The 13,440-nt window shown below is 69.6% G+C and carries 8 protein-coding genes; 7 read left to right on the plus strand and 1 reads right to left on the minus strand.

Translation table 11 applies throughout. The annotated features are described in order from the left end of the window. Nucleotides 1–31: 31 nt before the first annotated feature. Entirely contained in the window at nt 32–1,021 is a 990-nt protein-coding gene (locus GPA22_RS14915) for an ATP-binding protein (protein WP_211169145.1), read from the plus strand. Between the two features lie 42 nt (nt 1,022–1,063). Here GPA22_RS14915 and GPA22_RS14920 read toward each other — a convergent pair whose 3' ends face one another. Further along, nucleotides 1,064–3,121, minus strand: coding sequence for an ATP-binding protein (locus GPA22_RS14920; RefSeq protein WP_169256859.1), 2,058 nt, complete (start codon nt 3,119–3,121; stop codon nt 1,064–1,066). A 97-nt stretch (nt 3,122–3,218) separates the two neighbouring features. Between GPA22_RS14920 and GPA22_RS14925 the strand changes: the two genes are divergently transcribed. From GPA22_RS14925 to GPA22_RS14950, 6 genes are all read left to right on the plus strand, one after another. Then, on the plus strand, nt 3,219–3,812 hold the full coding sequence (locus GPA22_RS14925; protein WP_169256860.1) for a hypothetical protein: 594 nt from the start codon (nt 3,219–3,221) through the stop codon (nt 3,810–3,812). A 259-nt stretch (nt 3,813–4,071) separates the two neighbouring features. Then, nucleotides 4,072–7,263, plus strand: a complete 3,192-nt coding sequence (locus tag GPA22_RS14930) for an EAL domain-containing protein (protein WP_169256861.1) — start codon at nt 4,072–4,074, stop codon at nt 7,261–7,263. An 83-nt stretch (nt 7,264–7,346) separates the two neighbouring features. Further along, nucleotides 7,347–8,810 (plus strand): CheR family methyltransferase, encoded by a 1,464-nt coding sequence (locus GPA22_RS14935; RefSeq protein WP_169256862.1) that lies wholly within the window; start codon nt 7,347–7,349, stop codon nt 8,808–8,810. Beyond that, nucleotides 8,803–9,849, plus strand: a complete 1,047-nt coding sequence (locus GPA22_RS14940) for a chemotaxis protein CheW (RefSeq protein WP_169256863.1) — start codon at nt 8,803–8,805, stop codon at nt 9,847–9,849. The genes GPA22_RS14935 and GPA22_RS14940 overlap by 8 nt, the downstream gene beginning before the upstream one ends. Continuing rightward, entirely contained in the window at nt 9,846–11,297 is a 1,452-nt protein-coding gene (locus GPA22_RS14945) for a methyl-accepting chemotaxis protein (RefSeq protein ID WP_169256864.1), read from the plus strand. Before GPA22_RS14940 ends, GPA22_RS14945 begins: the two co-directional genes overlap by 4 nt. Before the next feature lie 28 nt (nt 11,298–11,325). Beyond that, nucleotides 11,326–13,428, plus strand: a complete 2,103-nt coding sequence (locus GPA22_RS14950; RefSeq protein ID WP_169256865.1) for a hybrid sensor histidine kinase/response regulator — start codon at nt 11,326–11,328, stop codon at nt 13,426–13,428. Nucleotides 13,429–13,440: the final 12 nt, after the last annotated feature.

Raw genomic sequence — 13,440 nt, forward strand, 5'->3', positions numbered from 1 at the left:
ATCGTACGACATAGCGACAGGAGTTTCGGGGATGAATAATGCAAATGGCATTGATGCCCTGACGACGGGCAACGCCGAAATCGATGAACGTCTGCAGCGCATGATGCGCGAGCACGAGGCGCGCATCGCGGAGCTGGCGCGCGAACTCGAGCGCGAACGCGCGTTGACGGCGGAGCTGGTGGCGCGCGTGGAGCGCACGCAGAGCCAGTTGCTGCAGTCCGAGAAGATGGCAGCGATCGGCCAGCTCGCCGCGGGCGTCGCGCACGAAATCAACAATCCGGTCGGCTTCGTCAGTTCCAACCTCGGTTCGCTCGCCTCGTACGTGGAGCGCCTGTTCGGCCTGCTCGCCGCCTACGAGCAGCTCGAGCAGGAACTGCCGCCCGATCACGCGGCACGCGCGCAGATTGCGAAGGCGCGCGATGCGGCCGAGATTGACTACCTGCGCGAAGACATTCCCGATCTGCTGCGCGAATCGGCCGACGGCGTCGCGCGGGTCCGGCACATCGTCAACGACCTCAAGGACTTCTCGCGTGCCGACGAGGGCGAGTGGCAGGAGGCGGACCTCAACCGCGGGCTCGAGAGCACGCTCAACGTGGTCTGGAATGAAATCAAGTACAAGGCCGAGGTCGTGCGCGAGTTCGGCGAGCTGCCGAAGGTGCGCTGCATTCCGGCGCAGATCAACCAGGTCTTCATGAACCTGCTGGTCAACGCCGCGCAGGCGATCGATACCTCGGGAACCATCACGCTGCGCAGCGGCGCCTCGGACGAGGAGGCGTGGATCGAAATCAAGGACACCGGCAAGGGCATGCCGCCCGACGTGCAGGCGCGCATCTTCGAGCCGTTCTTCACGACCAAGCCCGTCGGCAAGGGGACCGGCCTCGGCCTGTCGATCTCGGCCGACATCGTGAAACGCCACAAGGGCGCGCTGCTGGTGGATAGCCAGCCGGGCGGGGGCACGCGTTTTCGCATCGTGCTGCCCTTGCGTACGGAAGGCGCGGGAGATCAGACCGCCGCGAAGTGAGTGCGCCGCTTCGCGGTGCTGCTCGTCCGCGAGCGACGAACTTCATGCCATGGTGCAGGCGGGGCCCCCGACCGGTAGCCACACGCGCACCGTGGTGCCCTGTCCGGGGGCACTGTCGACCTCGAAGCGACCGTTGTGCCGCTGGACAATGCTGTAGCTGACGGAAAGTCCGAGACCGGTGCCCTTGCCGACGGGCTTGGTCGTGAAGAAGGGATCGAACATGCGCGCCCGTTCCTGTTCGTCCATGCCGCGCCCCGTGTCGCGGATCTCGACGCACACTTCGTCGCCGCGCTGGCGCGTGCTCACGGTGATCGTGCCGCGCGACTCGATCGCATGCACCGCGTTGAGCAGCAGGTTGACGATCACCTGATGGATCTGCCCGGCCTGGCAGCGCACTGCCGGCAGGGGGGCGCAGTCGCGCACGACATCGGCCTTTTCGGCGATTGTTGCGTGCATGACATTGAGGGTGCTCTCGAGCCCCTGCACGAGATCCGTCTCGGCCAGTTCCCCGTCCTCGTCGACGCGCGAGAAATCCTTCAGGTCGGCGACGATGCGCGCCACCCGGCGCAGGCCGTCGCGGCTTTCGGCGGCCAGCGTGCGCAGGTCGTCGCGCACGAAATCGAGATCGGCCTTCTTGCGCAGCCGGGCCGCGGCGTCGCGCAGGCTGGCGTCGGACCGGCCCGCGATCAGTGCTTCGTAGCCGTCGATGAGCGTGAAGAGGTCCTGCAGGTATTTCTCGAAGGCGCCGATGTCGGACTGGATGAAGGCGATGGGATTGTTGATCTCGTGCGCGACACCGGCCGCGAGCTGTCCCAGGCCGGCGAGCTTCTCGGCCTGCACCAGCTGCCCCTGGGCTTCGCCCAGACGCATGTTCGTATCCCGCAGCTCGGCAACGGTTTCGCGCAGCAGGCGGTCCTGCTCGATGCGCTCGGTGATGTCGTGGAGCACCACGACACAGCCGGGCGATTCATCCGCGGTGCGCAGCGGCGCGCTGGTGTACTCGACGGGAAAGGCATTCCCGTCCTTGCGGAAGAATACCTCGCCGACGCGCCGGCTGACGCATCCGGTGCGGCGCGTCGCGGCGATCGGGCATTCCTCCAGCGGATAGGGGCGCCCGTCAGCGTGATGATGGTGGAACAGCTCGTGCGCAGACGACCCGAGCACTTCATGCTCGGCGTAGCCGAGCATCGCGAGGGCGGCGGGGTTGGCGAACATGATGCGCCCGTCGGCGTCGACCCCGTAGACGCCTTCCGCGAGAGATTCGAAAATGGTGTGCTGGCGGCGCAGCAGGATGGCGATCGCCTCGTGGCTTTCACCCAGTTGCGCGGCGGTGCGCCCGATCGCATCGGCAATACGCGACATTTCGGTCTCGCCCGGGCGACGGGACATCGCCACCGTCGCCGTGCCGGCGGCCATCTCATCGAGCGCGTGCTCGATCGCGGCGATGCGGCGCGTGACGTAGCGCTGCAGCCCGAGCGCGAATCCGCCGAGAAGTACCATCCCGGCGGCGAGCAGGGAGCCCACGAGTATTGCGGAATGCTGTCGCGATTGCTGCAGATCCTGGAGCGCCAGGTCGATGTGGCGATCCTGCGTGGTCGCGAGTTCGCGCAGGTTGCCGAAGAGCGTCGGCTGGAGTCCTGACCAGTCGCTGCCCACGAGCCGCGCCAGTGCTGCGCGATCGTCGGTGCGGCAGGTCTCGCCCGCCCGTGCAAGAAAGTCCCACAGGGCGGGCAGGTGGGCCTCGAGGGTCGCGATCAGCTGTGTTTCGCGGGCGTCGTGCAGCCAGTTGCGGTGGTCGCGCCGAAAAGCCTCCCACCCGGAGCGGAGTTGTGCACCCTCGCGGACCAGGATCTCATGCATCGCGGAGGGGGGCGTGGCACCGAGAAGCACCGCCTGCAGCTGCGCCTGGACCGAAAGCAGGCGCCGCTCGACCTCGCGCAGCGCGGTGCCGGGCGCCAGTTCATGGTCGAAGATCAGCCGTTCGGCGCGATCGGTGTGCTGCTGCGAAAAGACGAAGACCAGCGATAGCGCGAGCATCACGCCGCCGGTGAGCAGCACGTGAAGCGCGAGGCGGCGGCGGATGCTGAGCCCACGGGGCATGTCGGGTCGGTCGGCGTTGAGAGTTGCCGGATATTCTAATGCACGCACCCGGCGCCGCCAGCGGCTGCTGGCTTTGCAGCCGTCTACGTGATTCTACGTGGACGACCGCGCAAATTTGCGAATTTTCCGCGTTGATGCCTGCATTTATGCTTTGACCATCAACAACGTGGTCAAGCTGCATATGCACTCTTCAAGTGTGGTGGCGGTTTTCCCGGCGCGCGCGCGGACGGCAGTCCTCCGTGCGGCTCGCCGCTGGCGGGTCGTCGGCAAGCTGCTGCTGGCGCTCCCGGTTACCGCTGCACATGCGGAGGCGCCGGCGGTGACCCCCGTCAGCTGGATCTGCTGGTACGCGAACGGGACCGCAGTCTCCTGTCGGCTGGGACCGCCGGATGCCTTCATGCCCGCGCCAGCCGAACTTCAGCCCGGTGCTGCCGACGCCGGCGCCTTGCTCCCGGCGGGAAAGCGGCCCTTGCCCCAGATCGTGCGCACGATCCTGCAAGAGCCCGAGAAGCTCGCCGACCGGACCATTTCGATTCCGCTATTCGCCGAGTCTCACGACACGGATTTCGTGCGCGAGCTTGCGGAAGCCGTGATGTGCGGGACGCGCAAGCTGTGCCGCGTGCTGTTCCTCCGCTCGTCGACCGATATCGCGCTGACGCTCGACGCGGTCGAGGATCCCGCTCTCAATTGACGCGGGGCGAACGAGGGAGGGGCAGATAGACAACGCCAATCCGGTTCTGCCGGCGCGAGTCGCCGGCGCTTCTGCGGGCACCCCGACTACCGTGCTTCCTGTAGTGCCCGCCGGGGGAGGCTCCTTTATGCTATGGCGCGACTGTAAAAAAATGTAATTTACGGCGTATCGATGGTGCGTACTCGGGAGAGGGGCGGGGAGAGGGCCGAAACACGGCCGCAGCCATGCAGGACGCCAGAACAATGAGAATGACTCCGACATGAATTTCAGATGGCTTGCCCGGATGCACGTCCGTCTGCTGCTGCTGGTCCTCGCGGCGGTCCTGCCTGCCATTGCGATCATCGTCGATATGGGTGCGGAGCAGCGCCGCGGGGCCATGGCGGCCTCGGAGCGGCTCGCGCTATCCACGGCGCGCCAACTGGCGACACGCCAGCGGGACATGATTTCCTATGTGCACGAGGCGCTGCAGGGGCTGGCAGACGCACCCGAAATCCGGGGCCTGCACTCGACGCGCGACTGCAGCCGCTGGCTCGCGCGCGTGGCGACGCTGGGCAAAGTCTATTCGGGTCTCTTCGTCGTCGACCGCGGCGGGGAAGTCCTTTGCAGCGCCAAGCCCTACGGCGACCGCGTCAATGTGGCGGATCGCGCCTACTTCCGCCGCGCCCTCGAGCGGCGCGACTTCGCCATCGGCGACTTCAACATCAGCCGGATGAGCGGCAAGCCGATCGTGGCGTTCGCGCACCCGGTGTTCGACGAGCGCAACGAAATCTCCGCGGTCGTGGCGCTCGCGGCGGAGCCGCCGGCATTCGGGGCGCTGCTGCGCGAATTGCTGCTGCCGGACGATTCGGTGGTGACGGTCGTCGACAGCCAGGGCGTGATCCTCGCCCGCCTGCCGGATCCGGATGCGCTGGTGGGGCGCACGATCCCGGAACTCACCGAGTTCAAGGCCGCCACCGTCGATGCAAGCGAGGTGGTGACCGAAGCGCAATGGCTCGACCGGGTCCCGCGCCTGACGGCCATCGTGCCGGTGCTCAGCACCTACGGCGACCTGTACGTGCGTGTGGGCATTCCCACCGCGATGGCGCAGGCGAACGCCGCGGCGGTCGCCCGGCACAATCTCCTGCTGGTTGCCGCGGCGGCGGGACTGTTGCTGCTTTTCGGCTGGATGGCGGCGCAGCGGCTGGTGCTGCGGCGGGTGCGCGATCTTGCGGACACGGCCCGACGGATCGGCGCGGGGGACCTTCAGGCCCGCTGCACCCTGCCGCCGGATGGCGGCGAACTGGGAGAACTCGCGCGGGCGCAGAACGACATGGCGGAACGCATCGAGCATGCGATGACGCGACTGCAAATGGCCGCGGAGGAAATCCGGCTGCGCAACCGCGCCATCGATGCGAGCCGCAACGGCCTGGTGATCTACCGCTATGCTCCCCCGGTCGGTATCGTCAGTGCCAATCCGGCGCTGCTCGCACTGCTCGCGATCACGCCCGCGGAGCTCGCCGCGGCCGATCTGGCTGCGCTCGGGCAGCGGGGTTTCGATGCCGGCGGCTGGGAGCAGCTGGAGGCGCTGCTCGTGGCGCGGCGCGAGGGCGAGGTCGGACTGCGCCTGACGCGCGCGGCGGAGGACGTCGTGTGGCTCGACGCCGGCGTGACCCTGGTTGCGAGTGCGGGCGGGGAGGCCGATCACGCAGTCGTCGAATTCCGCGATGTCACCGAGCGCCACCGCTATGAGGAACAGCTCGCCCATCAGGCCAACTACGATACGCTGACCGGCCTGCCCAACCGCAACCTGCTGGTGGACCGCCTGCAGCAGATGCTTTCCCCTGCGCCGCGCGATGGCGGCTGCTTTGTCCTGTGGCTCGATGTCGACCGCTTCAAGGTCGTGAATGACAGCGTTGGCCGCCGGGCCGCAGACGCGGCGCTGGTTGACGTCGCCCGCCGCCTGGCCGACGCGGCGCCGGAGTGCACGACCGTTGCGCGCGTGACAGGGGACGAGTTCGTGCTGATCGCCGACGAGTTGTCGGGCCTGCAGGCGGTGGTGTCGCTCGCCAATCGCCTGCTGGAGGCGGTGCGACAGCCGCTCGTGGTCGGCGGCGAAGTGCAGCGGTTCACTGCCAGTATCGGCGTGGCCGAGCGTGGCGCGGCCGGACAGGGTGCGGATGCGTTGCTGCACAACGCCCGTGTGGCGATGAACCGCGCCAAGGAGATGGGGCGCGATACCTTCTGCTTCTACGACGCGAACATGAACGCCCGGGCGGCGCCGAGACTGCGGCTCGAGCTCGCGCTGCGACGCGCGATCGAGCGGCAGGAACTCCATCTGGTGTACCAGCCCAAGGTCGACCTCCTGACCGGCGAGGTGATCGGCTGCGAAGCCTTGTGCCGCTGGCACCACGCGGAACTCGGGCTGGTGCCGCCGGCGGAGTTCATCCCCGTCGCCGAGGACAGCGGGCTGATCCTGCGGATCGGGCGCTGGGTGCTCGAGACCGCGTGTGCGCAGATGCGCGCCTGGATCGATGCCGGGATCACGTGCCCGCGCATGGCGGTCAATGTGGCGCCGCTGCAGTTCCTGCGCGATGACCTGGTGGCCGAAGTGTCGGCCCTGCTGTCGCGCCATCGCCTCGATGCGGGTGTGCTGATGCTGGAGATCACCGAAAGCACGCTGATGCGCGACCCCGGGCGTGCGGTCGCGGTGATGAAGGGGCTCAAGGCCATCGGCGTGCGGCTGGCAATCGACGATTTCGGTACGGGCTATTCGTCGCTCAGCGCGCTCAAGCACTTCCCGATCGACTACCTGAAGATCGATCGCGCCTTCATCTCCGATCTGACGACCAACGCGAGCGATGCCGCGATCGCGGTCTCCATCATCGCGCTCGCGCGCAGCCTCAACCTGCGCGTGATCGCCGAAGGGGTCGAGAGCGAAGGGCAGCTGCTGTACCTGCGCGGCCGCGGCTGCGACGAGATGCAGGGCTACCACTTCTCGCCGCCGATCGCGCCCGAGGCCTTCGCGGACATGCTGTCCGGCGGGAGGGGGCTGGCGCTGCCGGTTCAGAAGGACCTTCCCGCGCGCACCCTGCTGCTGGTCGACGACGAGCCGTCGATCCAGTCGGCCGTGCGCCGCATCCTGCGCCGCGAGGGATACACGCTGCTGTTTGCCGGCAGTGCCGCCGAGGCGCTGGAGCTGCTTGCGCGGCATGCGGTGGGGGTGGTGATCTCCGACTTCCGCATGCCGGGCATGGATGGCGTGCAGTTTCTCGACAAGGTGCGGGGGCTCTATCCGCAGACCACCCGCATGATCCTGTCGGGTTATGCCGATGTTGCCATGATCACCAGCGCGATCAATCGCGGGGCGATTTTCCGCTTTCTGCACAAGCCGTGGGACGACCGCGAACTGCTGGAGGCGGTGCGCGACGCGTTCGAGTATTTCGAGCTGCAGGTGCTTGCAGCGGCGGCCTGAGGCCTGGCCGGGGGAAAATCCCCGTGGGCTTGGCAAGCTGCTGTTAAAATTCCTCTGTCCTGATCTGTGAGGATCCATCCGTAATGTACGGGCACGATGCTGGCAACCTCGATGGGGCCGCCGCGACGGTCCTGGGGGTGGCGTTACCCGGGGCCGCGGAGGCCGATCCGTGCCGGCGCATCTTCGATACGATCGGCCTGCGCCGGCGCGCGGGCGACGAGGCGCGGCTGAGCGGCTGGCTGCAGCCGCGGCTGCACGCGCTGCGCCTGCCCTCCGTCGCTGCCTATGCGGACCTGATCGCCGCGGGGGGCGAGCCGGGCCGGCACGAGCGTGAACGGCTGATGGAGCACTTCTCCACCGGTGAAACCTATTTCTTCCGCGACCAGGGCCTGTTCGGGCTGCTTGCGGCCCGCATCCTGCCCGAACTCGTCGCACGTCGTTCGGCGCAGCGCACGCTGCGGCTGTGGAGCGCGGGCTGCGCGAGCGGGGAAGAGGCCTATACGCTGGCGATGCTGATCGACGAGATGGCGCCGGAGCTTGTGGGCTGGGACGTGCGCATCGCCGGAACCGACATCAACGGCGACGCCATCGCCCGTGCACGGCGCGGAGCCTATGGCCAATGGTCCTTCCGCACCCTCGACGAGGCGCGCAAGGCGCGGTATTTCCGCAAGAGCGGTCGCGAATGGCAGATCGACGCGCGCCTGCAGGTGATGGTCGATTTCGAGCGACGCGACCTGTTGCAGGACGACGCCGGCGAGGCCGGCGGATTTGACCTGATCCTGTGCCGGAACGTGTTCATCTACCTGACTGCGCCTGCAGTGACGAGCATCGCGGAAAAACTGGCGGCGGCCTTGTCGGAGGGCGGCTATTTCGTTCCGGGGCACGGCGAGCTGCTGGGCTGTGTCCCGCCCGGGCTGGAGGCCCTCGCCTACCCCGACGCGACCGCGTATCGCAGGGCGGCGGCGCCCGCGCGGCCGCTGCCGCCCCGGCCGCCATCGGTGCCATCCTCCGCACCTACCGGCTTGCCACGGACGCTGCCGGGGGCGAGCCTGGGCGGCAAGCGCTCTTCCCGGCAGCACAAAATCGAGCCCAGACCCAAACTCGAGGCGGCGCCGGCGGCCGGGGCGGACGAGATGCTTGCGCAGGCCTGGCGTGCCGCCGACCGCGGTGCGGCGCAGACGGCGCGGGCCGCCTGCGAGCAAGTGCTTGCCGTTTCACCCCTCGATCCGCGCCCGTATTTCCTGCTCGCGAAACTGGCCGAGGAGCGGCGCGCGATCGACGAGGCGCAGACGCTGCTGCGCAAGGTGCTCTACCTCGATCCGGGTTTCGTCGCCGCACATCTCGAACTGGCCGATCTGTGCACACGCTCGGGCGACGTCCGGCGCGCCCGGCAGTTGCGTACGCAGGCGCTGCGCGAACTGGAGAAGATGCCGTCGGACGTCCCCCTGCCCGTGCCGCCGCATGCCACCGCCGGCAGCCTGCTGCGCGGGCTCAGGGCCGCGGCGGGCGACGCGCCGGGTGGGCCGGAGGAGGCGCCGGATGGCTAGCCTGCATCTCATCTTCTCGCACCGGGGGGTGCGCTACGCGCTGGATGCCGCGCTGGTGCAGGAGATCGTGTGGCTGCCCGGGCTGTCTCCGGTGGCCGAGGCGTCGACGCGGGTGATCGGGGCCTTCAACCTGCGTGGGCACGTGATTCCGGTCATCGACCTGGCCCTGTGTTTCGGGCGGGGGCGGTCGGTTCTGCAGGTCGGCGACGCGGTGGTCGTCCTGGCCGTCGAGGGCGAGCGTTTCGGGATTCTTGCCGGCGAGGTGCTCGATACGGCGACGATCGCAGCCGACGACGTCGAGGACGTGCACGACCACGACAGCCTGCTGGGCAACGCGGCGCCGCTGCTGTCCGGCGTCGCCATGAGCGGCGCGGACCTCGCGATGGTGCTCGACGCCCGGGCGTTGCTAGCCGACGCCGCGACGGCGGCGGCGCTGGAAGCGCCTTCCGCCGACGCTGCGCCGGACGATACGACCTGCGCGGATCCTGCCGCCGGGATCTTGCGCACGCGTGCCGACAGGCTGGCCCTTCCGCCGGACGCGCCGGACGCTGCCGGCAGTGCGCCGTTCGTGCTGGTCGGCCTCGATGGCGGGCTCTTCGGCATTCCGGCGGGGGTGGTGCGCGAGATCGTGCACCTGCGCGGCGTCAGGCCGGTGCCATGTTGTCCGGCGCACATTCTCGGCAGCATGAATCTGCGGAGCGAAATCCTGACCGTGGTCGACCTGCGTCCGGCTCTCGGTCTGCCTGCGCGGCAGCCGCTCGCGGCCGTCGTCGTCGTCCGGGGCGGCGATCTCGTGGTCGGGCTTGCCGTCAGCGAGGTGCATGATGTCGTCGCGGCAGGCGCGCACGAGGCGGCGCCTGCGCAGGGCGAATACGACCTGCCGTTTTGCCGCGGCCCCATGCGGGCGGACGGACTGATTTTCAGCATGATCGATATCGAGGCCATGCTTGCGTCGCGCGTGCTTCACGTCGCCGACGAGCCTGGCCGGGACAGACCGGAGCCCCGCAATGCGGCTCCAGAAGCAGGGGAGGAACAATGATCGGAACACTGAATCTGCGCCAACGCATCCTGGCGGGCTACATGGTGCCGCTGCTGCTGTTGATCGGCGTCGCGGTTGCCGTCTACCTGCAGACGCAGCGCCTGCAGGACCTGTCGGCGGACGCGATCGAGGCGGGGCGTGCGGTCACCGCCGCGAAGGAGGCCCATGTCGGGATCGCGCAATACCAGCGCGACATGCGCGGCTATCTGATCGGCCATGACCGCGACCTGCTCGAGTCCGCGACGAAGAACATCGGCCGCGCCAACGAGAACCTCGAAGCGCTGGCGTCGCTTGTCAGGGACGAGGAGCCGCGGGCCTTGCTGCCCGAGTTGCGGAAGATCGTCGATGAGGTCGTGCGCGTCGGCGACAGGTATCGCGAGCTGGGCGAGGCCGGCAGCGGCGCGAAGGCGCTGCAGTACTACCGCCAGGTCAATTTCACCGATCTGGGTACCCAGGTCGATGTCCTGATCGACCGCATCGAGGACTACGAGCTGCGGATACTGGCGCAGCGCGACGGCGAACGGGCGCGTGCCGCGAACAACCTGGTCTCTCTCACGCTGGGGGCGACCCTGGCCGCGATCGTGCTGGCGATCGGCATCGGCCGCACGCTGGCGGCGCGCAGCACGCGCACGATCAGCGAATCCGTGGCGCAGGTGAGCTCCGCGTCGACCGAGATGGCGGCGACCGTGGACGAGCACGAACGCACGGTCACGCAGCAGGTGGCGGCGGTCAGCGAGGTGTCGGCGACGGTGGAAGAGCTGGGGATGTCGGCCCGCCAGTCCGCGGGGCAGGCCGAAGCGTCGGCGGCGGCGGCGCTGCAGGCGCTGGAACTGGCGCGCCACGGCACGCACGCGGCAGACGAGGCGGCGCAATCCACGGCAGCGATGAAGGAGAAGATCGACTCGCTGGCGCACCGCATCCTCAGCCTGTCGGAACAGGCCGGACAGATCGGCGGCATCGCCAAGCTGGTCGGGGAACTCGCCAGCGAGACCAACATGCTGGCGCTCAACGCGGCGGTCGAGGCGGCGCGCGCCGGCGAGCAGGGCAAGGGCTTCGCCGTGGTCGCCAGCGAGATCCGCAAGCTCGCGGTGCAGAGCAAGAAATCCGCCGAGCGGGCCGACGCGCTGGTCAGCGAGATCCAGCATGCGACCAACGGCGCGGTGATGGTGACCGAAGACGGGTCGCGCAGCGCCGACGAGGTGATGGCGGCGGCGAGCCGCGTCACCGAGGCTTTCGATGCGATCACCGGTGCGGCCAACAACGTGTCCGAGAACGCGCAGCAGGTGATGCTCAACAGCAAGCAGCAGGCGGCGGCGCTGAGCCAGGTCACCGACGCGATGCAGAGCCTTGCCGCCGGTTCGCGCCAGATGGCGGCGGGAACCGAGCAGACGAAGGCCGGCATCGAGAACCTGAAGCAGGTCGCGCACGGGCTGAAGGCGATGGTGTGACGGTGACGACGACGCGGAGCGCCGCGCGATGATCGCGGACGAACATCTGCAGGATCTGTTCCGCCAGGAGAGCGGCGACTACCTGCAGCGCCTCGACGACGGCCTGCTGCGGCTGGAGCGCGACGCCGGCGAGGACGCGGCCGTCGAGGCGCTGTTCCGCGACGCCCACAGCCTCAAGGGCGCCGCGCACATGCTCGGCCTGCACGCCGTGGAGCTGCTCGCGCACAGCCTCGAAGACATGCTCAACGCCGCGCGCCGCGACGTCGAGGCGCGCGGGCGCGAACACGTGGAGGAAATGCTGCGCCAGCTGGGCGACATCCGCGCCGCGGTGGACGAGGCGCTGGCGGGCCCGGCCGCGACGCCCGGGCCGCACGCGGCGGCAGCGGCACCGGCGTCGCCCCGCCCAGCCGCGCCGTCATCCTCCGCGCCGCCCGCGCTCGACGCGGTGCGCGTGGACGCCCGCCGGCTCGACACCCTGCTCAATGCATCGGGCGAGCTCGCGACCGGATGCGCCCGCCTCGTGCGCCGCCTGGCCGACGTCGACGCGATCGTCGAGCGCTGCGAGGAGCTGCGGCGCGGGCTCGCGAACGGGCCGGCTGCCGCCGCGCCGGGCGCGCTCGCGCTGCTCGAGCGGCTGGCGCCGGTCGAGGCCATGCTGGCGCGCCTGCGGACCGCCATGGACGACGACCACGCGCAGCTGCAGCGGGTCAGTGGCGAACTCGGCGACGGCGTGCGGGCGATCCGCCTGCTGCCGCTGGCGAACATCTTCCGCCAGTTTCCACGCATGGTGCAGGAACTCGCGCGGGCCCAGGGCAAGCCGGTCGAACTGGTGATCGAGGGCGAGGACGTCGGCGCGGACCGCCGCATCCTGGAGGAGATCCGCGATCCGCTGATGCACCTGCTGCGCAACGCCATCGACCACGGCATCGAGCCGGCGGACGAGCGCGCGCGGGCAGGCAAGCCGGCCACGGGCCGTATCGGGCTGCGCGCGCGGCGGACCGAAAGCGCCCTCGAGATCGTCGTGGACGACGACGGGCGCGGCCTCGACGAGGCGGCGATCCGTGCGGCCGCGCTGGAACTTGGGCTGGAAAGCGCGGCAACCCTCGCCGCGATGGCGCCGGCGCAGCAGCGGGCGCTGGTGCTGCGCGCCGGCCTGACGACGGCGCGCGAGGTGAGCGACGTCTCCGGGCGCGGCATCGGGCTGGATGTCGTGCGCGAAGCGGTCGAGCGTCTGAAGGGCGCGCTCGCGCTCGACTCCGCCCCCGGGCGCGGCCTGGCGCTCACCCTGCGCCTGCCGGTGACGCTGGTGACGGCGCGCATCCTGATCGTCGAGGCCGATCGCTGTCCCTACGGGCTTCCCGTCGAGCAGGTGCGCGGATCGCGCCGGCTGGCCGCGGGGGACATCCTGCAGCTCGACGGGCGCGACGCCATCCTGTTCGACGACCGGCCGGTGCCGCTGGCGGGACTCGCCGAGCTGCTGGGGCTGCCCGCGCCGGCGGCGGGCGCGGAAGGGGGCGCGGGCGCTCGCCTGGCGGTGATCCTCGAGACCGCGGCGGGGTGCTTCGCGGTCACGGTGGAAGCGCTGGTCGACGAGCAGGAAGTCGTGCTCAAGGCGCCCGGCAGCCTGCTCGAGCGGGTACGCAACGTGGCGGGCGCGAGCATCCTCGACAGCGGGGAGATCTGCATCGTGCTCGATCCGGCCGACCTGTTCGCGTCGCTGCGGCGGCGCGCCGCGCCCGCCGCCGGGCCCGCACCGGCCGCACAGCGGCGCAACCGGGTGCTGCTGGCCGAGGACAGCATCACCACGCGCACGCAGGAAAGCCGCATCCTCGAAGCGGCGGGCTACGAGGTCGTCACCGCGGTCGATGGCCTCGATGCGCTGCGCAAGCTCGCGCGCGGCGAGTTCGACGCGGTGGTCACCGACGTCAACATGCCCAAGCTCGACGGCCTCGAGCTGGCCCGGCGCATCCGCCGCGAGGTCCGCCACGCCCACCTGCCGGTGATCCTCGTGACGTCGCTGGCGTCGGACGAGGATCGCATGCGCGGGCTGGAGGCCGGCGCGAACGCCTACATCACGAAGCCCGGTTTCGACCAGAAGGAGCTCATCGAATGCCTCGAGCGCCTGATCTGAGGCCCGCACGGA

Origin of the sequence: Aromatoleum toluvorans, from assembly GCF_012910905.1 — a bacterium.
GTDB lineage: Bacteria > Pseudomonadota > Gammaproteobacteria > Burkholderiales > Rhodocyclaceae > Aromatoleum > Aromatoleum toluvorans.